Source organism: Mycobacterium sp. E136, assembly GCF_001666865.1.
Lineage (GTDB): Bacteria > Actinomycetota > Actinomycetes > Mycobacteriales > Mycobacteriaceae > Mycobacterium.
Genome location: NZ_LZJE01000264.1, coordinates 1 through 23,791 on the forward strand (window position 1 = coordinate 1; position 23,791 = coordinate 23,791).

Genomic DNA, 23,791 nt, shown 5'->3' on the forward strand with positions numbered 1-23,791 from the left:
ACGAACGAGCCATACCTCATCGTTTCGTGCCCAACAGTCAAGACCAAGCACCGCGACCGGCATTTCGCAACAGCCACCGGGTGCGTGCGATCAACCCGTCAAAGGGCACCATGGGTGTGATGACTATGGACCGGGCGATGCCGCCAATGAATGCGGATGAGCGCACGACGTTGGAGGGTTGGCTGGACTTCTACCGCGTGACCCTTGCCGCCAAGTGCGATGGCCTCGATGAGGTGCAATTGCACACCGCGTCGGTGGAGCCATCGGAGATGACACTGTTGGGCCTGGTGCAGCATGCCGCCGAGGTCGAACGAAACTGGTTTCGCCGGGTGCTGGCCGGAGAGGATGCGCCGCCGATCTTCGGCGCGACGCCGCACCCCCGGGGCCACGATGGCGGTTTCGAACTGTTCCCGAATTCCTCATATCGCGAGGCTATCAGGCTGTGGCAGAACGAGATTCGCCATGCGCGTGCCAATTGCGCGGCGCGCTCGCTCGACGACACCAGTGCGTTCATGGGCAACGAAGTGAGCTTGCGTTGGATCTTCGCGCACATGATCACGGAGTACGCACGTCACTGCGGCCACGCCGATTTGATCCGGGAACGTATCGACGGCCGCACCGGCGTCTGACGGTCTGCCGTCACCCCCTCGGCGGCGGTCGCCGGTCGCGTTCGGCGAGTTCAGCCTCGTTGAGTGCCCGTTCGGCGGCGATGTGGCGCGCTTGCTCGGCCGCGCGAGTGCGTCGGCGCCGCGGCATCTTCCCCGATTTGTCCGCGCTGGGTGGCGACGACGTAGCGGGTGGCGACAGCGCGGCGGTCGCGATGTCCCACAGCGGGAAGAGCGTCCTGCTCGCCGGGAACGTGGTGTAGGTGCGCCCTGACGGACTTGTCCACACGACAGCGCCATTGGGCAGCTGCTGATCCGACCAACCCCGCCAGAACGTCTTGAGCAAATGGTGAATACGACACAGACACTTGATATTTGACGGATGGGTTGCACCCGCCGGCCACGGTATTGTGTGGTCGACATCGCAGAATTCGGCGGGGCGATCGCATCCTGGGAACCGACAGGTCATATCCCGCATGCGGACGAACCGCTCCACCACCGCCGGTGGCCGGTACGTCTTTGGAGGGTTTCCCTCTGGCGTAGGCAGTTTCGTGACCTTCGCCCCGTCGGCGATCAATTGCGCGACCATCGGTGCCGGCAGCACTCCCCCGCCGACGACCACCGCGCCCCCGCGACCCGGCTCGGGTTTCGGATCGGGTTCGGAAAGCGGCAGCGGATTCGACTCCTCGTCGCCATCGAGATACTTGTCCACCGCGCCTGCCGCCGCTTCCGGTTCGGCGATCACATAGATCGTCGTGTTCGCGGCGCGCCAATCCACGGCTGCAGCCGGACATTTCGCGCCGCCGCACCGGCACGCCAGGCGCTCTCCATTGTGCCCGATCACGCCCAGCGCGTCCGAGCGTCGCTGTCCCGGCGTGCGTGGGTCGTCGGAGCAGACCCCGTCCGATATCACCGTTACCCGATTCTTGAGCGCCACGGCATCGGCGTTGGCCAACCGTGCGAACACCGTTGTTGTCCCCGTCTCGTCATCGGGATGACCGAACCGCACGTCGCGTCCACGCACCGCTGTCCGCGTCCGCCGGACCGCCGCCGGGTCGACACTGTCGACGACCTTGTCGACCGTCCTCTCCAGCTGGGTCGCTGTCATCGCTCCGAATTCCGCGACGTTGGAAGCCAACTGAGCATCGACGATCGCCAGTGTCTGCTCGTCTTCGATCAGATGAGTGCGCCACGTCAGCGTCGCCACCACCGACGCGCTCACCGCCCCTTCGGCGAACAAAGCTGCCACCAAAGGCAACCTGTCCCGCAACTGCACTGCGATGCGCATTTGCTTGGACGCCGCCCGTTGCCCCACATGCAACGCCGCCGCCACCTCGCACGCCGCAGCCGCCCACGGATCACAGACCCAGTGCTGTTGATCCTCGACAGCGGCATCCTCGCGGCGGCGCACCAGCTCGGCGATCAGCGCCAGCTTGTGCGCCGCCGCCGACGCCTCTGCGCGCCCGGCGCCCTCGATCTCGGCCACCAAGGCGGCGTCCTCGACGCTGTCGAACATAGTTTCGATCCTGCCAGCCGAGCGTCCCGGCCAACAGCGCGTCCACCCAATCTGTGGATGAACTCGACGTTGGGGACAACTGCCGAAGCCGACGACAGACGGCGAATCGCGTAGTTCTACCTACCCCCCAAGCGAACCGTGACTGCACGCTTGCGACATGGACACACCGACCACCGCGCGGACCACCGCCGCCTACTTCCTCCAAGCCGCCATCGCCTTCGGCGTGAGCCTGCTCGGCATGCTCGGCGGCATTCTCTTTCTGCCGCTTGACCCGTGGCAACGACTGTTTCTCGCCATGACCGCGCTCTTCCTGGTCACCAGTTCGTTCACCCTGGCCAAGGTGATCCGCGACCAACAGGAAGCCGCCACCATTCGGGTTCGGCTCGACGAGGCGCGGATCGAGAAGCTCATCGCCGAACACAATCCGTTCACCGCGACCTGAGATATATGTGCTTGTGTCTATATAGACGCAGTGCAATACTAACCGTATGGACGTCTTCGAAGCGGTCGCCGAGCCGAGCCGCCGCGCGCTGCTCGACCAGCTCGTCGACGGTGAACGCACCGCGGGCGAACTGGTCGCCAGCTTGCCGGAACTGACCCAGCCGACGGTGTCTCGCCATCTGCGGGTCCTTCGCGAGGTCGGCCTGGTCGAGGTTCGCCCCGACGCGCAGCGCCGCATCTACGCGTTACGCGCCGACGGGCTCATGGCGATCGACGACTGGATCGCGCGCTACCGACGCATCTGGACCGACCACCTCGACGCCCTCGAGCGTCACCTGGAAGCCAAACACGGGAGTTCCGATGAGTGACCGCAACGGCCGACTGACCATCGACGGCGACCGCGCCGTCCTGACCTTCGAGCGCCGGCTGCCCTTCCCGATCGAGGCGGTGTGGTCGGCCATCGCCGACCCCGAGGAACGCCGAGAATGGCTCGGCACGACGACGATCGAGCCGCGCGAGGGCGGCACGATCGAAATGGTGCCCACCGGCCCACCGTTGCCGCCTGATCGGATGCGCGTCACCGGGCGCATCCTCGTCTGGGATCCCCCACACGTCCTCGAACACGAATGGCACCAACCGATCGTGGAGGACAGCACGGTCCGCTATGAGCTGACGCCCGACGGCAGCGGCACGCTGTTGCGGTTCACTCACCGCGGGCTCGGTGTGCGCAACGCCGGCGGCTTCCTCGGCGGCACCCACGCCTATCTCGATCGCCTGCAGGCTTATCTGCAGCACGAACCGCTACCGGACTGGCTGGCCAGGCGCGCGGAGATCAACAACGCACAGACAGGAGCGAATTGAGATGGTACACAACGGATCTGATATCGCCGCTCCCGCAGTGGCCGTCGCCTACCACTCCGGGTTCGGACACACCGCCACGCTGGCCGAAGCTGTCGTCGCGGGGGCACGCGATGCGGGTGCGGCCGTCACGCCGATCGCCGTCGACCGCATCACCGACGCCGACTGGGACGTCCTGGACTCGGCCGACGGCATCATCTTCGGCACCGCCACCTACATGGGCAACGTGTCCGCAGCGTTCCAGGCTTTCACCGAGAAGACCGGACGGCGCTGTGTCACCGGCGCATGGCGCGACAAGGTGGCCGCCGGGTTCACCAACTCCGGCGGTAAAAGCGGCGACAAGCTGAACACCCTTGTCTCGCTGGCGGTGTTCGCCGCGCAGCATCACATGCACTGGGTCAGCCTCGGGCTACCCCCGGGCTGGAATCATTCGAACGCAAGCGAGAACGACCTCAACCGGCTGGGCTTCTTCCTCGGCGCCGGCGCACAGACCGACGTCGACGCCGACCCTGAGCAGGTCCACCCCGCCGACGTCGCCACCCACCGCCACCTCGGCCACCGATTCGCCTTGGTGACACGTCAATTCATCGTGGGCCGGTCGGTCACTGCAGCGGTGTCATCTCCTGCAGCATCGTAGGCACCAACTCGCTGACCGTCGGATGGATGTGCATCGTGCGGGAGATCGCGGTGTAGGGCTTCTTGGCGGTCATGATGTCGAGGATCGAGTGGATCACCTCGTCGCCGCCGACCCCGAGGATCGCCGCGCCGAGGATCTGCTCGGTCTCCGCGTCGACGACGACCTTCATGAAGCCCTGCGTCTCCCCCTTCTCCACCGCACGCCCGACGCGTGTCATCGGGCGCTTGCCGACCAACGCCTTTCGGCCCGACTTGCGCACCTGGTCTTCCGTCAGCCCGGCGCGGCCCAGCGGCGGGTCGATGTAGAGCGCGTAGGTGGTGATGCGGTCGCTGACGCGGCGCGGGTCGTCATCGAGCAGGTTCGCCGCGACGATCTCGAAGTCGTTGTACGACGTGTGCGTGAACGCACCCTTGCCGTTGCAGTCCCCCATCGCCCAGATGTGCTCGACACTGGTGCGCAACTGGTCGTCGACGACGATGAAACCGCGCCCGTCGGTCTCGACGCCGGCGTTCTCGAGTCCCAGATCGTCGGTGTTCGGGGCTCGGCCGACCGCGACGAGCAGATGAGTGCCCGCAATCGGCGCCGCACCTTCGCTCGGGACAACCTCGAAACCGTTGTCAGACCTGACGAATCGGATCGCGTCGGCGTTCACGACGACATCGATGCCCTCGGCTTCGAGAATGTCTTTGACCGCGGCCGAGACGTCCTCATCCTCGCGTGAGGTCAGCCGCGGCCCCTTCTCGATCACGGTGACGGCCGCCCCAAATCGCCGGTACATCTGCGCGAACTCCAGCGCGATGTAACTGCCGCCGATGATGACGAGATGTTCGGGGACGGTGTCCAGTTCGAGGATGCCGACGTTGGTGAGATAGTCGATGTCCGACAGCCCCGGCATGTCGGGCGCCACCGCTCGACCACCCACGTTGAGGAAGATCTTGTCGCCGTGCAGCACACGGTCGTCGACGCGGATCGTGTGCGGGTCGGAGAACCGCGCGTGGCCGCGGATGAACGTGCATCCGTCCATGCCCTCGAGCCAGGACTCGACGCCCTCGCGGTCGCCGTGCACGATCTTGTCCTTGCGCGCCTTGACCTTCGCCATGTCGACGCTGACATCGCCTGTGCTGACCCCGTATTCGGCGCCGCGGCGGGCGAGATGAGCGGCGTGCGCGCTGGCGACCAGGGTCTTGGTCGGGATACACCCGTAGTTGACGCACGTTCCGCCGACGAGCTTGCGTTCGATGACCGCGACCGTCTGTCCCGCCTCGGTGAGCCGCCCCGCCAGCGGTGGGCCGGCCTGCCCGGCACCGACGATGATCGCGTCGAATCGTTCTGTCACAGCGTGCCGTTCAGACCAGGCTGACCAGGAGCGCGATCAGGAAGCCGCCGCCCACCGCGACGATGTCCTCGAGGATGGCGCCGGGACGGTCCTGACCGCTGCGCAGGTCGGCGAAACGCTGGCGTGCCGCGGCACCGGCCATCGTGCCGAGCACCGCGCCGATCATGCCGGCGCCGAGAGCGCTGAAGGTGTGGAAGTACGCGCTGCCGATCACCGCTCCCGCGAAGGCGCCCATGATGAGCCGCGTGATGAACTGCGGCGCCGACTTGCGGCTCGGTGTGCTCGGCAGCTGATCGGTGACCAACTCGACCAGCAGGAAGATGGTCAGCACCGTGACCGTGATCGGATGTGCCATCCACTCCGACCATTTCCCGTCGAGATCGATCCACCCCAGCAGCGCGCCCCAGGAGACCACCGCGGGTGCCGTGAGCGCGCGCAGACCGGCGATGACGCCGATCAGAAGAGCGAGAACCAGAATCAGGACGTGCGTCATAGCGACCTCCGGCCGGTGTTATCGACCTCCGGACGCTAACACGCAGGCCGGACCGTTTCGCGTCGAATCAGAAGCGGCAGAATCGGATGTCGGACGCCAGGATCGCCTTCGCACCGATGGCGGCGAGTTCATCCATGATCGCGTTCACGTCGCGGCGCGGCACCAGCGCGCGCACGGCCACCCACGCCGGGTCGGCCAGCGGGGCGATGGTCGGGGATTCCAAGCCGGGCGTCACCGCGGTCGCGCTCTCGAGCACGCTACGGGGGCAGTCGTAGTCGAGCATCAGGTACTGCTGCCCGAACACCACGCCTTGCACACGCGCGACCAACTGGGCGCCCGTCGGGCTGTCCGGTGCACCTTCGCGCTCGATCAGGATCGCCTCAGAGTCACAGAGGGACTCGCCGAACGCCACGAGATTGTGCAGTCCGAGCGTGCGGCCGGAGCCGACCACGTCGGCGATCGCGTCGGCCACGCCGAGTTGGACCGAGATCTCCACCGCGCCGTCGAGCCGGATCACCGTCGCCTCGATGCCGTGCGCCGCCAGGTCCTTACGAACCAGATTGGGGAATGCGGTGGCGATCCGTTTGCCCGCGAGATCCTTGACCCGCCAATCACGTCCGGCTGGAGCGGCGTACCGGAAGGTGGACGACCCGAAGCCGAGTGCCAGCCGCTCGTGCACCGGCGCATCCGATTCGGCCGCCAGGTCGCGTCCGGTGATTCCGAAATCGAGCTGCCCCGAACCGACGTAGATCGCAATGTCTTTGGGCCGCAGGAAGAAGAACTCGACATTGTTGGCGGGGTCGACGACCGTGAGGTCCTTGGTGTCGGTGCGCCGCCGGTATCCGGCCTCGGAGAGGATCTCGCTCGCGGGCTCGGAAAGGGTGCCTTTGTTGGGGACGGCGACCCGAAGGGCGGGCATTCAGAGCTTCCTGTAGACGTCGTCGAGGGTGAGGCCGCGAGAGAGCATCAGCACCTGGGTCCAGTACAGGAGCTGGCTGATCTCCTCGGCGAGCGACTCATCGCTTTCGTGTTCGGCCGCGAGCCACACCTCACCGGCCTCTTCGAGGATCTTCTTACCGATGCCGTGCACGCCTCCGTCCAGCGCGGCGACGGTTCCGCTACCGGCGGGGCGGGTGCGGGCGCGTTCGCTGAGCTCAGCGAACAGGGCATCGAAGGTCTTCACGGCACGCGATTGTTTCACGGTCACACCCGCCGGGTCACGCCGGTTTGCCCGCCACCCTCATCTGCGTGCCATGTGCAGCGCAGCGCGGTGGCTGAACAACAGCGACACCCCGATCGGATTGCCCCCTCCCGGGTAGGTCTCCCCGGAGACGGCCGCCATCGTGTTGCCCGCCGCGTACAGACCGGGAATCGGCCGTCCGGAGGTATCGAGGACGCGGGCGTCGGTGTCGGTGCGCAGCCCGCCCTTGGTGCCGAGGTCGGAGACGCCGAACGCCGCCGCACGGTAGGGCGGGGTGTCGATCGGCACCAGCGGCGACGCGCCACCGGTGAAGGCCCGGTCGAACGATTCGCCGCCACGGCCGAAGTCGTCGTCGACGCCGCGTGCCGCGAACTCGTTGAAGCGGCGGACCGTTTCCTCCAAATGCGTTGCCAGTACGCCGATCTGCTCGGCGAGCGCCGCCAGCGTGTCGGCCTGCACCCACAGGCCCTTCGACACGTACTGCTCCGTCGGCGAAAACGACACGTTGGTGGCCATCACGGGCGGCTGCTCACCCGCCCGGCTGTCGTAGACCATCCAGTACGGCGAGGCGACCGTCCCGTCCCGCATGGCGCGCAGGATCGCTCGGCCCAGGCGGTCGTAGGCCGTCGACTCGTTGACGAACCGCCGACCCGACCGGTCGACGAAGATTCCGCCGGTGAAGCACAGCGCGAACGCGGCGCGGCCGTCGGGATGGATCAACCCCGGCGACCACCACGCCTGATCCATCAGGTCGGTATCGGCCCCCACGGCGATCGCCGCCCGATGCGCCAACCCGATGTTGGCCGGGGCGCCCATGGTGTCTCGGGCATACCCGGGGACGCCGAATTCGGCCCGCATCCCGGCGTTCTGTTCGAAGCCGCCGGTGGCGAGCAGCACACCACGCCGTGCCCCGATCGTGCGGCGCACACCGTCGCGCTCCACCACCGCGCCGACGACGCGACCACCGTCGACGACCAGTTCGACCAGGCTGGTGGCCAGGTGGGCGGTCACGGCGGGGTTGTCGGCCATCGCCCACAGGAACCGTCCGACCAGCGCACGGCCGCCGGTGAGCAGATCGGGCTGCGGCGCCCCGAGACGCTCGTGGTCGAGCGGCCCACGAACCAGGCCCGCGAACCGGCCGAGGCGTTCGTCGGGCACCGCCTTGGAGACGATGTGGCGCATGCCGTCGGTGCGGGTCCCGGCGACCGAACTGTAGTAGTCCGGCCACGGCAGGATTTTGAACGCGAAGTGCTCGTCGCGTTCGAGGTATTCGATCAGCTCCGCGCCGCCGCGGACGTAAGTCTCTTGAAGCGACGCTGGTGTGCGGTCGCCGACGACCTCGCGGTAGTAGCGCAGCGCGTCCTCGATGCTGTCGTCGCATCCGGCCCTTTGCAGCACGGGATTGCACGGATACCACATGCCGCCGCCGCCGGAGTAGGCGAACGTGCCGCCGAACCTGTCGGTCGCCTCCACGATGGCAACCGAAAGTCCCTCGCGCGCAGCGGTATAGGCCCCGGCCAGCGCCCCAGCGGAGCCGGCGACCAGAACGTCGACCGACTCGTCGATGCCGGTCAGACGCTCTCCTCCTGTTGCGTGCTCTCGTTGCCCATGTCCTCGAGGTGTTTGCCCTTGGTCTCGGCGACGAACTTCCAGACGAAGAAGAAGGACAGCGCCGCGCAGAGCGCGTAGAAGCCGTAAGCAACACCGAGCGAGAAGTCACCGAGGGCCGGGAACGACGCCGTGATCGCACAGTTCGCCAGCCACTGCGCCGCGGCGGCCAGTCCGAGCGCGGCACCGCGGATCCGGTTGGGGAACATCTCGCCGAGCAGCACCCAGACGACCGGTCCCCACGACATACCGAACGAGACGACGAACAGATTCGCGGCCACCAGCGCGATCGGACCGGCGACGCCGCTCAGGTCGGGCTGACCGTCGACCACGGGCGCCGTGCCGAAGATGATCGCCATCGTGCCGAGGGTGACCGCCATACCCGTCGACCCGACCAACAGCAACGGCTTGCGCCCGACCTTGTCGATCAGCGCGATCGCGATCAGCGTGGTGACGATGTTGGTCACCGAAGTGATCACGGTGATGACGAACGCCTGCCCCTCGCCGAATCCGACGGCCTCCCACAGCACGTTCGAGTAGTAGAAGATCACGTTGATGCCGACGAATTGCTGGAACACCGACAGCAACACACCCACCCAGACGATGCCGTATAGCCCACCGGTGGGTTTGCGGAGGTCGCGCCACGACGGGGGCTTCTCCGATTTCACCGATTCCTTGATGCGCGAGATCGTGAGCTCGAGGTTCTTCTCCCCCAGCAACTTTGTCAGCACTCGTCGGGCTTCCGGAATCCGGTATGTGGCAACGAGATAACGGGGCGACTCGGGGATCGTGAACGCCAGCCCGCCGTACAGGACCGCGGGCACCGCCATCACGAGGAACATCCAGCGCCAGGCCGGCAACCCCAACCACAGTTCCTCGCGCGACCCGCCCGCGATGTGGGCCAGCAGGGCGTCGACGGCCAGCGACACGAAGATGCCGGTGACGATCGCGAGCTGTTGTAGCGACCCCAACCGCCCGCGGATCCGCGGCGGCGAGGTCTCGGCGATGTAGGCCGGTGCGATGACCGATGCCACGCCCACGCCGAGACCACCGACCACGCGGAACAGCCCGAACATCCACACGTTCGCCGCCAGGCCGGTGCCGAAGGCGCTGATGAGGAACAGCAGCGCGGCGATCTTCATCACCGACAGCCGGCCGATCTTGTCGGCGAGTCGGCCCGCGACGACCGCACCCAGCGCCGCACCGATCAGCGCCGCCGCGACGGCGGCACCGGTCACCGCCTTGGTGGTCTGGAAGTGGTCCTCGACGGCGGACACCGCACCATTGATGACCGCGCTGTCGTAACCGAACAGCAGGCCACCCAATGCCGCGACGGACGCGATGAGGACGACGCGGCCGCTGTGCTCGGATTCCTCGTAGTCCACACCTGTCGAAGGATCACCGACGGGTCCGTGCGTCATGTGAGACCTTTCCCCAACGTGCCGTGATGGACGTCACATTCAATCACAGACCGGTGGTCAGGCGGTGCGTTCCCCGGGGGTCGTCATCAGTTCGGAATGGACGCGCCGCAAGTCCGCGGCGCGCAATCCGGCGAGCGAGAAAATCTGTCGCCGCCGCGGGCCGGTGGGCACCGCTACGTCGTTGGGTACCACCAGCACCGGGCATCCGGCGCCCTCGGCGGCGGCCGTGCCGGTGACCGAATCCTCGATGGCCAGGCACGCACCCGGATCGAGGCCCAGTAGCGCTGCCGCGCGCTCGTAGACGTCGGGCGCTGGCTTGCCGCGGGCCACCTCGTCACCGCACACCGTCACCGAGAAGTAGTGTGCGCCAATGCTGTTCAAGGCGCGATCGGTCAATGCACGCAGGGTGTTGGTCACCAGAGCCATCGGGACTTGCTGCGCGGCAAGCTCATTCAGCAACTCCTGCGCCCCGACGCACCACGGCAGGCCCTCGTCGAACAACTCGGCGGTGTAATTGTGCAGCCACCGGCTCGATTCGGCCATGGCGCGCGGATCCGGATCGAGGCCGAGGTCGGTGTACACGGTGGCGATGGTGTCCTCGGCCGAACCGCCCACCATCGTTTCGCGCACCTGCGGAGTCAGCTCACCGCCCAGTTCGGTGTACAGCGCCGCAAGCGAGATGTCCCAGAGCTTTTCGGAATCGACAAGGGTGCCGTCCATATCGAACAGAACGGCTCTCATTGTGCTCAATCCTCGGGGTTGTAGCCGAGGTTGGAGGACAGCCAGCGCTCGGCTTCCTTCAACGTCCAGCCCTTGCGCTTTGCGTAGTCGGCGACCTGATCCTGCGCCAGCCGGCCGACCACGAAGTACTGCGACTGCGGATGCGAGAAGTACAGGCCGCTGACGGCGGCGCCGGGCCACATCGCCATCGACTCGGTCAGCTCGATACCGGTGCGCTCCTTGACATCCATCAGCTCCCAGATCGTCACCTTCTCGGTGTGCTCCGGGCACGCCGGATAGCCGGGGGCGGGACGGATTCCGACGTACTTCTCTTCGATGAGCGCGTCGTTGTCGAGTTGCTCGTCCGGCTGGTAGCCCCAGAACTCCGTGCGGACCCGCTGATGCAGCCGCTCGGCGAATGCCTCGGCAAGCCGGTCGGCGAGTGACTCCAGCAGGATTGCGCTGTAGTCGTCGTGTGCCGCCTTGAACTCGGCGATCCTCTCGGCGCTGCCGAGCCCCGCTGTGACGGCGAATGTGCCGATGTAGTCCGCCAACCCCGTGTCCTTGGGCGCGATGAAATCGCCGAGGGACCGGTTCGGGATGCCCTCGCGGTGCTCGCCCTGCTGACGCAGGTTGTGCAACGTCGTGAGCACCTCGCTACGCGTGTCGTCGGTGTAGACCTCGACGTCGTCGCCGACCGCGTTGGCCGGGTAGAAGCCGATCACCCCGTTGGCCGTCAGCCACTTCTCCTTGATGACGGTGTCGAGCATCTCCTGGGCGTCGTCGAACAGCTTGCGCGCGGCCTCACCCGATGCCGGGTTGTTGAGGATGTCCGGGAAGCGGCCCTTCATCTCCCAGGCATTGAAAAACGGCTGCCAGTCGATGAATTCGCGCAACTCCGCAAGGTCGTAATCGAGGAACTCCCGCACGCCGAGACCCTGGGCGGGCACGGGCGGCGTGTATCCGTCCCAGTCGATCGGGGTGCGGTTCGCGCGGGCCTTCTCGAGCGTCACCGTGGGCCGCTCGTTCTTCTGGGCGTGCCGTTCCCGCAGCGATGCGTAGTCCTTCTCGGTCGCCTCCAGCAGCGCCGGGCGCTGCTTGTCGTCGAGCAGCGCGGCCGCGACCGGCACCGAACGCGACGCGTCCTTGACCCAGACCACCGGACCGCTGCGGCGCGGCGCCACCTTGACCGCGGTGTGCGCACGCGACGTGGTCGCGCCGCCGATCAGCAGCGGGATCTCGAGCCCTTCGCGTTCCATCTCGGCGGCGAAGTTGACCATCTCGTCCAGCGAAGGGGTGATCAGGCCGGACAGCCCGATGATGTCGGCGTCGTGCTCCTTGGCCGCGTCCAGGATCTTCTGGGCCGGCACCATCACACCGAGGTCGATCACTTCGAAGTTGTTGCACTGCAACACGACTCCGACGATGTTCTTGCCGATGTCGTGGACGTCGCCCTTGACGGTCGCCATCACGATCGTGCCGTTGGTGTCCTTGGAGCCGGTTGTCCCGGCCTCCACCTTCTCCGCCTCGATGTAGGGCAGCAGGTAGGCGACGGCCTTCTTCATCACGCGCGCCGACTTCACGACCTGGGGTAGGAACATCTTGCCCGAGCCGAACAGGTCGCCGACGACGTTCATGCCGTCCATCAGCGGTCCCTCGATCACCTCGATCGGACGCCCACCCGCGGCGGCGATCTCGGCTCGCAATTCCTCGGTGTCGTCGTCGACGTGCGCGTCGATGCCCTTCACCAGGGCGTGCGTGATCCGCTCACGCACCGGCAGGCTGCGCCACTCGGCCTCCGCGGGGTCCTCACCCTTTTCCGTGGTGTTGAACCGCTCGGCGATCTCGAGCAGACGTTCGGCCGCGTCCTCACGGCGGTTCAGCACGACGTCCTCGATCCGATCCCGCAATTCCGGATCGATCGAGTCGTAGGGCACCAGGGCGCCCGCGTTGACGATGCCCATGTCCAGGCCGGCCTTGATGGCGTGGAACAAGAACACCGCGTGGATCGCCTCGCGCACAGGGTTGTTGCCGCGGAACGAGAACGACACGTTCGAGATGCCGCCGGAGAGGTGCACCCCGGGGAGGTTCTCCTTGATCCAGGCGCAGGCCTCGATGAAGTCGATGCCGTAGGTCGCGTGCTCTTCGATGCCGGTGGCCAGCGCGAAGCAGTTCGGGTCGAAGATGATGTCCTCGGCCGGGAAGCCGACCTCCTCGGTCAGGATCCGGTAGGCGCGCCCGCAGATCTGCTTGCGGCGCTCCAGGTTGTCGGCCTGGCCCTGCTCGTCGAATGCCATCACGACGACGGCGGCGCCGTACTTGCGGCACAGCCGCGCCTCGCGGACGAACTTCTCCTCGCCCTCCTTCAGGGAGATCGAGTTGACGATCGGCTTGCCCTGGACGTTCTTCAGGCCCGCCTCGATGACCTCCCACTTGGAGGAGTCGATCATCACCGGCACGCGGCTGATGTCGGGTTCGGCCGCGATCAGCCGGGTGAACCGGTCCATCGCGGCGACGCCGTCGATCATGCCCTCGTCCATGTTGATGTCGATGACCTGAGCACCGACCTCGACCTGCTGCAGGGCCACCGACAGCGCGGTGTCGTAGTCCTCGGCCTTGATCAGGTTGCGGAACCGGGCCGAGCCGGTGATGTTGGTGCGCTCACCGATGTTCACGAACAGGGAGTTGTCGTCGATGTTCAGCGGCTCCAGGCCCGCCAGCCGGGTGGCGACCGGGATGTCCGGCACCTGGCGCGGCGCCTTGCCCTCGACGGCCTTGGCGATCTTGGCGATGTGCGCCGGCGTCGTACCGCAGCACCCACCGACCATGTTGACGAAGCCCGCGTCGGCGAAGTCGGCGACGTACCCGGCCTGGCTGTCGGGGGTTTCGTCGTACTCGGCGAACGCGTTGGGCAGGCCGGCGTTCGGGTAGCAGGAGACGAACGTGTCGGCGATGCGCGAGATCTCGGCGATGTACGGCCTCATCTCGGGTGCGCCCAACGCGCAGTTCAGGCCGACCGCCAGCGGCCGGGCGTGCCGGATCGAGTTCCAGAACGCCTCGGTGACCTGGCCGGACAGTGTCCGTCCCGACGCGTCGGTGATGGTGCCCGAGATGATCACCGGCCAGCGGCGTCCGCGCTCCTCGAACAGCGTCTCGATCGCGAACACCGCGGCCTTGGCGTTCAGCGTGTCGAAGATCGTCTCCACCAGGATGATGTCGGCGCCGCCGTCGACCAGGCCGTTCGCGGCCTCGAGGTACGCCGCTACCAGCTGGTCGTAGGTGACGTTGCGCGCGCCGGGGTTGTTGACGTCCGGCGAGATCGACGCGGTCCGTGTCGTCGGCCCGAGCGCGCCGGCGACGTAGCGCGGCTTGTCGGCGCTGCCGACCTCATCGCAGGCCGCACGGGCCAGGGCTGCGCCCGCGTGATTCAGCTCGTAGGCGAACTCCTCCATGCCGTAATCGGAGAGCGAGATCGCGTTCGCGTTGAACGTGTTGGTCTCGATGATGTCGGCGCCTGCGTCGAGGTACTCACGGTGGATCGCCTCGATGATCTGCGGCTGGGTGAGGTTGAGCAGGTCGTTGTTGCCCTGGACGTCGCTCGGCCAGTCCTTGAAGCGCTCGCCGCGGTACCCGGCCTCGTCGGGCCGGTCGCGCTGGATCGCCGTGCCCATCGCGCCGTCGATCACCAGGATGCGCTGCCGCAGTGCCGCCGTCAGTTCGTCGGTGCAGTCTGGGCGAAGGTTCTGCGCGAAGGTGTTCGGCTCAACGGCGTTCATGTGCGCTCCTTCCGGTTAGGAAGGCGTCCTTGCTTTCTGCCGAGCGTGGCGGCCACCGAGTGGGAACCGAGTTCCTCGGGTAACCGTTGCAACGCCTCTCGACCAGGAAAGTCTACGTTGTCATCCGATCGACGTGTGGACGCCCATATCGTCGCGGCGATCGGCCTGACCCGCCCGGCGAAACGCGACATTGAGTCAGCGCTGGCGGATCCTGTCGGCAAAGTCGTCGACACCCTGGTCAACCAACTTGCAGCCGAACGTATTTCGCCCCGGTGACGCCGGAACATGCGTCATTCGGCGACTCGACGGCGTCGACGACGCAACCGGCTGCCGCAGGCCGGGTACGCATCGCGCCGGCACCGACCATGACCCGCGCCGTAAAGGCGTCGAGCAAAGCGGTGTCGCGCACGAGAGCGTCTACGTCAGCCACGGATCCAGGGTAGTCGGCGGATCAAATCAGCTCGTGTGGCGATGGCGCTCCTACCCGCCTCGAAGGGCTTACGCTGGCTGCGTGACCTTGTCGGATGCGAGCGGTTTCAAACCGCCCGACCTGCCCGAACTGACCGACACCATCGTCGTCGCGGCCTTCGAAGGCTGGAACGACGCAGGTGATGCGGCCAGTGATGCGGTGGAGCACCTCGACGCCATCTGGGAGGCCGAGACCATCGTCGAGATCGACGACGAGGCCTACTACGACTACCAGGTGAACCGGCCCGTGATCAGGCAGGTCGACGGGGTCACGCGGGAACTGGTGTGGCCGTCGATGCGGATTTCGCACTGCCGCCCGCCCGGATCGGACCGAGACATCGTGCTGATGCACGGTGTCGAGCCCAACATGCGCTGGCGAACCTTCTGCTCGGAACTGTTGGCCATCGCCGACAAGCTCAACGTGCAGACCGTCGTCATCCTGGGCGCCCTGCTGGCCGACACGCCGCATACGCGGCCGGTTCCGGTGTCGGGTGCGGCCTACTCGTCGGACTCCGCGAAGGTCTTCGGGCTGGAGGAGACGCGATACGAGGGCCCGACCGGCATTGCCGGCGTGTTCCAGGACGCGTGTGTGCAGGCGGGCATCCCCGCGGTGACGTTCTGGGCCGCGGTCCCCCACTACGTCTCCCAGCCGCCGAATCCGAAGGCGACGGTGGCGCTGCTGCGGCGCGTCGAGGACGTGCTCGACATCGAGGTGCCCCTGGCCGACCTGCCGACCGCCGCCGAGGAGTGGGAGCAGGCGGTGTCGGAGATGACCGCCGAAGACGACGAGATCGCCGAGTACGTGCAGTCGCTCGAGGAACGCGGCGACGCCGAGGTCGACATGACCGAGGCGCTCGGCAAGATCGACGGCGACGCGCTGGCCGCCGAGTTCGAGCGCTACCTGCGCCGCCGCGGCCCCGGCTTCCGGGGATAGCTATGCCTTGACGGCTTGCGGCGGCTTCCAAGTGCCGTTGAGCGCGTCGGGCTTGGGCCAGTACAGCCGCATGATCATCTGGAACGGCCCCTTCGGGGCGGGCAACCAATTGGCCTCCTTGCCGGGGCCGGGCGAGGAGTTCTGCACGTAGACGGTGTAGCCGCCGTCGGGGTCGGGCACCAGGCTGGTCAGCATCGGCGAGTTGATCAGATACCGCTGAATCGGGTTGTCGACGAGCAGACTCTGCGGCATCTCGTACATCGTCAGTGACCAGAACGCATTGACCGGCGGCAACTGACCCGAAGGGAGTTTGACGACGTAGTTGTTGGCGCCCGTCAGCGGGGCACCGGTCGAATCGGTGACGATGCCGGGGTACAGCGCCTCGGCGGCGGTGTTGCCGAAGATCCCGAACACCGCGCCGGCCATCCGGTACAGGTAGTTGCCCTTCAGATCCGCGGCCGTGCCGAAGAACTGCGCCGAACCGATCTCACCCGTCTCGATCTTGTCCTTCTTCAGCTTGTCCAGCTCGGCCCATGCGTCGGCCATACCGCCCTCGACGGCGGCCCGCATCTCGGGCGAGAGCTTGTCGGCCTCGAAGTCCCCTTCGGGCCCAATTCCGAGCTTGGCGAACCGCGCGCGGAGCTCTCGCTCCTCGGGCAGCGTGGGGGCGGTCCGCAGCGTGACGCCCAGGATCTCGAAGAACTGCGGCGACGTCCGCTGCTGGTCCAGAGTCAATGGCGGCACGAAGTCGATCGGCGGGGCCGGCGCGGGCGCCGGCCGGTTCAGATACACCGACAGCGGAGTCACCTGATAGCCGGCCTGAATCCGCTTGACGTTCTCGAGATCCGACGGGCCGAACAACTGCGTGCGGTAGATCACCGACGCGAGGTCCGTATCGAAGCGAATCACCTCGTCGATCCCCTCGGGCTTGTCACCCGTCCAGTTCGGGCCCGCCACCAGGTACTTGCCGCCGCCGTTGCCCGTGGTGCGGCTGCCGACATAGGCGACGTTGTACGTGTAGCCGTCGATGAACTGCAGCGAGTAGTACCGGTCCTGTTCGACCGGCGGGACCGTCAGCACCAGCGGCTCGGAGCGCAGATCCAGCCCCAGCATCGAGTACGGCGTATCGGCGTTCGGCGTCTGCACCGCCGTGTCCTCGGGCGTGTAAAGCCTTGCCTCGTTGTGGATTTCGTTGAAGCCGCCCTTGTACTCCGGACTCTGCTTGTTGACGAAGTACGCATACCGGATCCGGTAGCTGTCTACCAGCGGGAAGCCGTAGATGTAGGCCTCCCTGGCGATCGCTCTGGCCTGCTCGGGGCTCACCGCCGCATCACTGGGGGGCGGCGGCGCAGGTGTTGCGGTCTCCTTCGAATCGGTTGAGCCGCATGCGGCCAGCAGTGTGGCCGTTACCAGCGCCGCGATCCGTCGGATCAACGCTTTTCCAGCGCTTCGGTGCGCGCGCTCATCGATCGGCCCAGCGCCGCCACCTCGGCGTCCATCTTCGGCAGCAGTTCGGGCACCGACTTGAGCGAGGCGCGCTCCCCCAGCCGCGACGACAACAGCGGCTTGAGCCAGCGCATGAGGCCGACGAAGCGGGGGCAGTTGATCTGCCGCTTGCGCTCCTCGATGCCCTTGACGAACAACTCCCCGCACTCGCGCACCGACGTGGTCTTGCCCAGCGGACCCGGCAGGGCGTCGAGCATCGCGCGGGCGCTCGGCAGGTCCGACCGGCTCTCCTGCACCAGCGGGGTGTCGATCCAGAGCATGTGCGCCGACCCGACGTCGACGCCGCGGTGTGCCACCTCCAGGCGTAACGCGTTGGCGAAGTGCTCCACCGCGGCCTTGGACGCGTCGTAGGGCGCCATGCCGGCCGAGGCCGCATAGGCGGCCGCCGAGGACACGATCAGCACATAACCGCGGCGCTCGATCACCGACGGCAGCGCCGCACGAACGGTATGGAAGACACCCACGACGTTGACGTCGATCAACGTGCGGAACGCCACCGGGTCGACCTGCAGCACCGACCCGTACGTCGCGATGCCCGCGTTGGCCATCACGATGTCGATGCCGCCGAACCGCTCGACACCCTTGGCGACGGCGGACTCCATCGCGGCCAGATCCCGCACGTCGGCGACGGCGGTGACCACACCCTCGTTGCCGAACCGCGCGGCGACCTCATCCAGACGTTGCCCGTCCAGGTCGGTCAGCACCAACTTCGCGCCCTTGGCGTGCAGGCGGCGGGCGACCTCTTCGCCGATGCCGTTCGCCCCGCCGGTGATGAGGACGACTTTGCCGTTCACAGAAACCATGGGCGAAAACGTACCCCGCGCGAAGGGAGCGCGGCGATGTTCTACAGCCGAACCCCCAGCAGCGCGTCGACGGCGGCGGCCACCGTGCGCCCGGCCTCCGGATCGTGCCCGCCGTAGCTCAGCGCGTCGGTGACCCAACCATCCAGCGCGGCAAGTGCTTTCGGGGTGTCCAGATCGTCGGCCAGGTACCGGCGAACCCGGTTCACCACGTCGGTCGCGTCGGGCCCCGCGGGCAGCGCCACCGCCGTACGCCACCGGCCGAGACGCTCGACGGCCTCGGCGAGCACGTCGTCGCTCCAGTACCGGTCTTCGCGGTAGTGCCCGGCGAACAGCCCGAGCCGGATCGCCGCGGGGTCGACACCCTCGGCGCGCAGCCGCGAGACCAGTACCAGGTTGCCGCGGCTCTTGCTCATCTTGTGGCCGTCCCAGCCGATCATCCCGGCGTGCACGTAGTGACGCGCGAATCTCCGCTCGCCGGTGACGGATTCGGCGTGGGCGGCCGAGAATTCGTGGTGCGGGAAGATCAGGTCGCTGCCGCCGCCCTGGATGTCGAGGTCGGTGCCGATGCGGCTCAACGCGATCGCGGCGCATTCCACGTGCCACCCCGGCCTCCCCGGCCCGAACGGCGAGGGCCAGCTCGGCTCCCCTGGCCGCTGCGCACGCCACAACAGGGCGTCGAGTTCGTCACCTTTACCGGGCCGGTCGGGGTCGCCGCCGCGTTCGGCGAACAGCCGGCGCATGGTGTCGCGGTCGTATCCGGACTCGTAGCCGAACTGGGTGGTGGCGTCGGCGCGGAAGTACACGTCGGGATACTCGGCGTCCTCGACGACGTAGGCGGCGCCGGATGCCAGCAGCTTCTCGACGATCTCGATGACCTCGGCGATGGCCTCGGTTGCGGCGACGTAGTCGTGCGGCGGCAGCACCCGCAGCGCCGCCATGTCCTCGCGGAACAGCTCGGTCTCGCGGTCGGCGAGTTCGCGCCAGTCGACGCCGTCGCGTTGCGCGCGTTCGAACAGCGGGTCGTCGACGTCGGTGATGTTCTGCACGTAGCGCACCTGGTGGCCCGCATCCAGCCAGACGCGATGCACGAGGTCGAACGTCAGGTAGGTCGCGGCGTGGCCGAGGTGCGTCGCGTCGTAGGGGGTGATTCCGCAGACGTACATTGTGGCGGTTTCACCCGCGCCGACGGGCCGGACCTGTCGGTCGGCGCTGTCGTAGAGACGTAGCTGGGGTCCGCGGCCCGGCAGCGCCGGGACGACGGGAGCCGGCCACGAATTCATAGTCTCGACTTTAGGCATCGACTCCACCGACATCGCGGGCGGCCATTTCATTCCCGATTCAGTGACGCCAGCGGTTCTGGAACGCGGCCAGGATCTCCTCCAGCAGCGCTTCGCTGAGCTCCGGCCGGCACATCAGCAGGTCGGGCAGGTAGGGATCGCGCCGGTTGTAGATCAGCTCTGAACCATCGAGGCGCGAGGCGTGCAGGCCCGCCGCCTGAACCACGCCGGCGGGTGCGGCGGAATCCCACTCCCACTGACCGCCGGCGTGTAGGTAGGCGTCGACGTCGCCGCGCACCACGGCCATCGCCTTGGCGCCGGCCGACCCGATCCGCACCAGTTGGATGTCCATGCGGTCGCGCAGCCACCACAGCACCGGCGGCGGCCGGTTCGCGCTCGCGGTGATGAGAATCGGACCCTCGGTGCGCGGCGGCGGCGGGGTGACGGTGTCGGTGCGGTAGACCTCGTTGCGGGCGGGCAGTGCGACCGCGGCGTCGGTGATGCGCCCGTTGGGGCCGCCGTCGCGGAGCCACAGCGCGATATGGACGGCCCAGTCCGTGCGTCGTGGCATGGAGAACTCGTGGGTGCCGTCGACCGGGTCGACGATCCAGCACCGGTCGGCGTCCACGCGCGAGAGGTCGTCGACGGCCTCTTCGGAGAGCACGTGGTCGTCGGGCCTCGCCGCGCGGAGCCGGTCGAGGATCAGCTTGTTGGCGAGCTTGTCCCCGGTGTCGCCGAGGTCGTAGGGGTCGTAGAAACCCACCTGCTCGCGAACCTTCAGCAGCATCTCGCCCGCCTCGGCGGCCACCTCGGCGGCCAGCGACGCATCGGTCAGGCTCATCAGGTCAGTATCACCAACGTGTCCCTCACCGGCGCGACAGGCTCGGCGTCAGAACGCCGGCCACGGGATCGGGCGGCGACGATCGGGGCGGGGCATCACCGGATCGGAGAGCAGCGCAACGGTTCTGGCGAGCAGCGCGGCGACCTCCCGCTCGGTGATGAGCGTGCACAGCTCGTCGGCGAGCCCGTCTCGCAGCTGGTCGCGCAGTGCGGCCACCGATTCGAGCGTCTGGTCGTCGACGGGTTTACCGGCCCAGCCCCACAGCACCGTGCGCAGCTTGTCCTCGACGTGCAGCGTCACCCCGTGGTCGACGCCGTACACGCGCCCGTCCACCCCGGACAGGATGTGGCCGCCCTTGCGGTCGGCGTTGTTGACCAGCACGTCGAACACCGCCATCCGGCGCAGCCGGTCGTCGTCGGCGTGCACCAGGGTGACCTCGTCGCCCGCGTAGTCGTAGGCCTGCAGGATCGGCAGAAAGCCGGGCGGGATGCGCCCCGCCGGAAGCAAATCCACCAGGTCCGGACCCGGGGGCCGTTCGTCGTCGACCTCGTCGCCCGGCTGGTCGACCCACAACTGCACCATGCCCTCGCCCGCGGGTCCCTCGCGAATGATGGTGTAGGGCACGATATTCCATCCCAACGCGGCCGACACCACGTACGCGCCGCGCTCACGACCGGCCAGCGTGCCGTCGGGGAAGTCCCACAGCGGCGCCTCACCCGCGATCGGCTTGTAGACGCAATGCACTTGCTGCTCGCCGAGATTCGCCTCACACAGGAACGTCGCGTTGCTGGCCGAGCGGATGCGTCCGATGACGGTCAGCTCGCCGCTGCGCAACACCTCTTCCCGGACGGCGTCGTCGGACCCGCCGTCAGATGTCGATGTCATCGTCGGACTCGGCGAAGGCGCCGCGCCGATAGCCGTTGGTGCGCACGCAGATGTGGCCCTCCGGGTCCAGCGGCTCGTCACACAGAGGACAGGGCGGTCGGCCTGCCGAGATGACCCGGTTGGAGCGCGTCGCGAACTCGCGCGCGGACTCCGGGGTGAGGAACACGCGCACCGCGTCGGGGCCCTCCTCCGCATCGTCGAGCACCACCGATGCGTCGAATTCGGTCTCCGTCACCGCGAGGAGTTCGACGACCACCGTCTGCGCCTCGGAGTCCCAGCCGAGCCCCATCGTGCCGACCCGGAATTCCGCGTCGACGGGAGTGATCAGCGGGCTGAGGTCTTCGACCTCACCGGTGTCGGGTGGGATCGGCGTGCCGAACCGGCGATTGATCTCGAGCAGCAGCGCGGCAATCCGTTCGGCGAGAACGGCGACCTGTTGCTTCTCCAGAATCACCGAGACGACGCGCTTGTCGTGTACGGCTTGGAGGTAGAAGGTGCGGTTGCCGGGCTGACCGACGGTCCCGGCCACGAAGCGGTCGGGTGTGCGGAAGACGTGGATTGCGCGGGGCATAGCACTTCCAAAATACCGGGCACCTTCCAAAATACCGGTTCGGGCTTGTCAGCCGTGCTTGCGACTAGCCGGTCGATCCGCCGACGACGGCGTCCTCCGGCGGCACCTCGCCGTCACCGGAGTCGGCCTGATCGTCGCTCTTGGGCGGTTTCGGCACCAGGCCGGACGTCAGTTGGTCGCCCGTGTGGTTGACGTGGATCACGAACGGGCGGACCGACGTGTAACGGATCACGCTCATCGACGCCGGGTCGGCGGTGATCCGCTGGAAGCTGTCGAGGTGGGTTCCGAGCGCATCGGCGACGATGGCCTTGATGACATCGCCATGCGTGCAGGCGACCCAGAGCACGTCGCCCTCGTGTTCCTCGGCGAGTCGACGGTCGTGCTCGCGCACCGCCGCCACCGCACGGGACTGCACGTGGGCGAGGCCTTCGCCGTCGGGGAACACCGCGGCGCTCGGCTGCTGCTGCACCACCGACCACAGCGGTTCTTTGACCAGATCGGCGATCTTGCGGCCCGTCCACGCGCCGTAGTCGACCTCCGAGATCCGTTCGTCGACGATCGGGGTCAGGCCCAGCGCCGCGGCCAGCGGTTCCACGGTCCGCTCGCAGCGCAGAAGCGGCGAACGCACGATGGCGCGAATCGGCAGCGATCCGATGCGGGTCGCCACGGCCTGCGCCTGTTCGCGCCCCTTGTCGTCGAGATCTACCGCCCGCGGTTGACCGGCCCGGTCCCGCACGAGGAGGACGTGGTCGCGGTGTCCGGCCGCAAGCTGACCGACATCGACCTCACCGACCGGCGCAGCGTGGGCGCGGCGGTGCGTGATCTGGTCGCCGCCGCCGAGCCCGTGGCGCGGACCGGCCGCTAACACCTGCCCACGGTACGGTCGTCGTCGTGACGGACGTGCCGGCAATGTCGTGGGTGCAGGTTGTCGTCCTCGCAATCGTGCAGGGCCTCACCGAGTTCCTGCCCGTCTCGTCCTCAGGACATCTGGCGATCACCTCGCGGGTCTTCTTCGCCGACGACGCGGGCGCATCCTTCACCGCCGTCACACAGCTCGGCACCGAGTTCGCGGTCCTGCTGTACTTCGCCAAGGACATCGGGCGCATCGTCAAGGCCTGGTTCAACGGATTGTTCGTCACCGCGCGCCGCAACGCCGACTACTGGCTGGGCTGGTACGTGATCGTCGGCACCATCCCGATCGGCGTGCTCGGGTTGCTGTTCAAAGACCAGATCCGCACCGGGGCGCGCAATCTGTGGGCCATTGCGATCGCGCTGATCGTGTTCTCGGCCGTCATCGCCGCCGCGGAGTACTTCGGCCGCCAGGCGCGCACGGTCGAGAAGCTGACGTTCAAGGACAGCATCATCGTCGGCTTCGCCCAGTGCCTGGCGCTGCTACCCGGTGTGTCCCGCTCCGGAGCGACGATCAGCGCCGGGCTCTTCTGTGGCCTCAACCGTGAGGTGGCCGCCCGGTTCGGTTTCCTGCTGGCCATCCCCGCGGTGTTCGCCTCCGGCTTGTTCTCGCTGCCCGACGCCTTCCACCCGGTGGGTGAGGGAATGAGCGCCAGCGGCCCGCAACTGCTCGTGGCCACCGTCATCGCGTTCGTGGTCGGCTTCGCCGCGGTGGCGTGGTTCCTGCGGTTCCTGGTCAGGCACAGCATGTACTGGTTCGTCGGATATCGCGTCATGGTGGGCATCGTGGTCTTGATCTTGTTGGGGACGGGTGTGGTGGCGGCGACATGACGGTGATCCTGTTGCGCCACGGGCGCTCGACCTCCAACACCGCGCACACGCTCGCGGGCCGGTCCGAGGGCGTCGACCTCGACGACAAGGGGCGCGAACAGGCGCAGGCCGTGGCGACCCGCATCGGATCGCTGCCGATTCGCGCCATCGTGCG

At 67.5% G+C, this 23,791-nt stretch carries 24 protein-coding genes and 1 pseudogene; 9 read left to right on the forward strand and 16 right to left on the reverse strand.

Annotation, left to right across the window (positions count from 1 at the left end):
• The first annotated feature begins 146 nt into the window (after nt 1–146).
• Complete coding sequence (locus A5698_RS17550) at nt 147–629, forward strand: DinB family protein (protein WP_084792499.1); 483 nt, start codon at nt 147–149, stop codon at nt 627–629.
• Nucleotides 630–639: 10 nt separating this feature from the next.
• Here A5698_RS17550 and A5698_RS17555 read toward each other — a convergent pair whose 3' ends face one another.
• Nucleotides 640–2,121 (reverse strand): HNH endonuclease signature motif containing protein, encoded by a 1,482-nt coding sequence (locus tag A5698_RS17555; RefSeq protein WP_068299520.1) that lies wholly within the window; start codon nt 2,119–2,121, stop codon nt 640–642.
• 157 nt (nt 2,122–2,278) lie between these two features.
• Between A5698_RS17555 and A5698_RS17560 the strand changes: the two genes are divergently transcribed.
• Genes A5698_RS17560 through A5698_RS17575 form a run of 4 tightly spaced genes read left to right on the forward strand, consistent with a single transcriptional unit; the run spans nt 2,279 to nt 4,057 of the window.
• Nucleotides 2,279–2,563 (forward strand): YiaA/YiaB family inner membrane protein, encoded by a 285-nt coding sequence (locus tag A5698_RS17560; RefSeq protein WP_067085248.1) that lies wholly within the window; start codon nt 2,279–2,281, stop codon nt 2,561–2,563.
• 46 nt (nt 2,564–2,609) lie between these two features.
• Nucleotides 2,610–2,930, forward strand: coding sequence for an ArsR/SmtB family transcription factor (locus A5698_RS17565; RefSeq protein ID WP_067085246.1), 321 nt, complete (start codon nt 2,610–2,612; stop codon nt 2,928–2,930).
• Nucleotides 2,923–3,423: an SRPBCC family protein gene (locus A5698_RS17570; RefSeq protein WP_067085244.1), complete on the forward strand. Its 501-nt coding sequence runs from the start codon at nt 2,923–2,925 to the stop codon at nt 3,421–3,423. The genes A5698_RS17565 and A5698_RS17570 overlap by 8 nt, the downstream gene beginning before the upstream one ends.
• 1 nt (nt 3,424) lies before the next feature.
• Nucleotides 3,425–4,057 carry a flavodoxin family protein gene (locus A5698_RS17575; RefSeq protein WP_068299525.1) on the forward strand — a complete coding sequence of 211 codons (633 nt, stop codon included), beginning with the start codon at nt 3,425–3,427 and terminating at the stop codon, nt 4,055–4,057.
• Here the strand turns inward: A5698_RS17575 and A5698_RS17580 are convergent.
• The 8 genes from A5698_RS17580 to metH form a co-directional block, all read right to left on the reverse strand.
• The gene (locus tag A5698_RS17580) at nt 4,023–5,393 is read right to left on the reverse strand and encodes an FAD-containing oxidoreductase (RefSeq protein WP_068299528.1); all 1,371 of its coding nucleotides are present in this window, start codon (nt 5,391–5,393) and stop codon (nt 4,023–4,025) included. The genes A5698_RS17575 and A5698_RS17580 overlap by 35 nt on opposite strands.
• Before the next feature lie 10 nt (nt 5,394–5,403).
• Complete coding sequence (locus tag A5698_RS17585; RefSeq protein WP_068299531.1) at nt 5,404–5,886, reverse strand: DUF4126 family protein; 483 nt, start codon at nt 5,884–5,886, stop codon at nt 5,404–5,406.
• Between the two features lie 67 nt (nt 5,887–5,953).
• Complete coding sequence (gene hisG / locus A5698_RS17590; RefSeq protein ID WP_068299535.1) at nt 5,954–6,805, reverse strand: ATP phosphoribosyltransferase; 852 nt, start codon at nt 6,803–6,805, stop codon at nt 5,954–5,956.
• The gene (locus tag A5698_RS17595; RefSeq protein ID WP_067085432.1) at nt 6,806–7,087 is read right to left on the reverse strand and encodes a phosphoribosyl-ATP diphosphatase; all 282 of its coding nucleotides are present in this window, start codon (nt 7,085–7,087) and stop codon (nt 6,806–6,808) included.
• Nucleotides 7,088–7,126: 39 nt separating this feature from the next.
• Nucleotides 7,127–8,662, reverse strand: a complete 1,536-nt coding sequence (locus A5698_RS17600; RefSeq protein ID WP_068299538.1) for an FAD-binding protein — start codon at nt 8,660–8,662, stop codon at nt 7,127–7,129.
• Nucleotides 8,659–10,116 (reverse strand): sugar porter family MFS transporter, encoded by a 1,458-nt coding sequence (locus A5698_RS17605; RefSeq protein ID WP_068299542.1) that lies wholly within the window; start codon nt 10,114–10,116, stop codon nt 8,659–8,661. Before A5698_RS17605 ends, A5698_RS17600 begins: the two co-directional genes overlap by 4 nt.
• Nucleotides 10,117–10,173: 57 nt before the next feature.
• Complete coding sequence (locus A5698_RS17610; protein WP_068299545.1) at nt 10,174–10,857, reverse strand: HAD family hydrolase; 684 nt, start codon at nt 10,855–10,857, stop codon at nt 10,174–10,176.
• 5 nt (nt 10,858–10,862) lie between these two features.
• On the reverse strand, nt 10,863–14,612 hold the full coding sequence (gene metH, locus A5698_RS17615; protein ID WP_068299548.1) for a methionine synthase: 3,750 nt from the start codon (nt 14,610–14,612) through the stop codon (nt 10,863–10,865).
• Nucleotides 14,613–14,747: 135 nt separating this feature from the next.
• Between metH and A5698_RS28670 the strand changes: the two genes are divergently transcribed.
• Nucleotides 14,748–14,888, forward strand: coding sequence for a hypothetical protein (locus tag A5698_RS28670; protein ID WP_156670797.1), 141 nt, complete (start codon nt 14,748–14,750; stop codon nt 14,886–14,888).
• A 235-nt stretch (nt 14,889–15,123) separates the two neighbouring features.
• Nucleotides 15,124–16,014 (forward strand): PAC2 family protein, encoded by an 891-nt coding sequence (locus tag A5698_RS17620; protein ID WP_067085225.1) that lies wholly within the window; start codon nt 15,124–15,126, stop codon nt 16,012–16,014.
• On the opposite strand, the gene A5698_RS17625 is transcribed toward A5698_RS17620, so the two are convergent.
• The 7 genes and pseudogenes from A5698_RS17625 to A5698_RS17655 form a co-directional block, all read right to left on the reverse strand.
• A complete protein-coding gene (locus A5698_RS17625) occupies nt 16,015–17,448 on the reverse strand; it encodes a DUF1254 domain-containing protein (protein ID WP_068299553.1) in 1,434 nt (477 codons plus the stop codon).
• The gene (locus A5698_RS17630; protein ID WP_068299555.1) at nt 17,445–18,323 is read right to left on the reverse strand and encodes an SDR family oxidoreductase; all 879 of its coding nucleotides are present in this window, start codon (nt 18,321–18,323) and stop codon (nt 17,445–17,447) included. The genes A5698_RS17625 and A5698_RS17630 overlap by 4 nt, the downstream gene beginning before the upstream one ends.
• A 41-nt stretch (nt 18,324–18,364) precedes the next feature.
• Nucleotides 18,365–19,603 carry a cysteine--1-D-myo-inosityl 2-amino-2-deoxy-alpha-D-glucopyranoside ligase gene (gene mshC / locus A5698_RS17635; RefSeq protein ID WP_068299558.1) on the reverse strand — a complete coding sequence of 413 codons (1,239 nt, stop codon included), beginning with the start codon at nt 19,601–19,603 and terminating at the stop codon, nt 18,365–18,367.
• 58 nt (nt 19,604–19,661) lie between these two features.
• Nucleotides 19,662–20,441 (reverse strand): 3'(2'),5'-bisphosphate nucleotidase CysQ, encoded by a 780-nt coding sequence (locus A5698_RS17640; protein ID WP_068299560.1) that lies wholly within the window; start codon nt 20,439–20,441, stop codon nt 19,662–19,664.
• Nucleotides 20,442–20,489: 48 nt separating this feature from the next.
• A complete protein-coding gene (locus A5698_RS17645; protein ID WP_068299567.1) occupies nt 20,490–21,326 on the reverse strand; it encodes an SCO1664 family protein in 837 nt (278 codons plus the stop codon).
• Nucleotides 21,310–21,897, reverse strand: a complete 588-nt coding sequence (locus A5698_RS17650; protein ID WP_067085215.1) for a DUF3090 domain-containing protein — start codon at nt 21,895–21,897, stop codon at nt 21,310–21,312. Before A5698_RS17650 ends, A5698_RS17645 begins: the two co-directional genes overlap by 17 nt.
• A 64-nt stretch (nt 21,898–21,961) precedes the next feature.
• A pseudogene (locus A5698_RS17655) lies at nt 21,962–22,677 on the reverse strand (histidine phosphatase family protein).
• A gap of 129 nt (nt 22,678–22,806) precedes the next feature.
• Here A5698_RS17655 and A5698_RS17660 point away from each other — a divergent pair.
• Together A5698_RS17660 and A5698_RS17665 are read left to right on the forward strand one after the other, a co-directional pair.
• Nucleotides 22,807–23,637, forward strand: a complete 831-nt coding sequence (locus A5698_RS17660) for an undecaprenyl-diphosphate phosphatase (RefSeq protein WP_068299569.1) — start codon at nt 22,807–22,809, stop codon at nt 23,635–23,637.
• Nucleotides 23,634–23,791: histidine phosphatase family protein (locus A5698_RS17665; protein WP_197506817.1), on the forward strand; the 158-nt coding region annotated here is incomplete at its 3' end. The genes A5698_RS17660 and A5698_RS17665, both read left to right, overlap by 4 nt.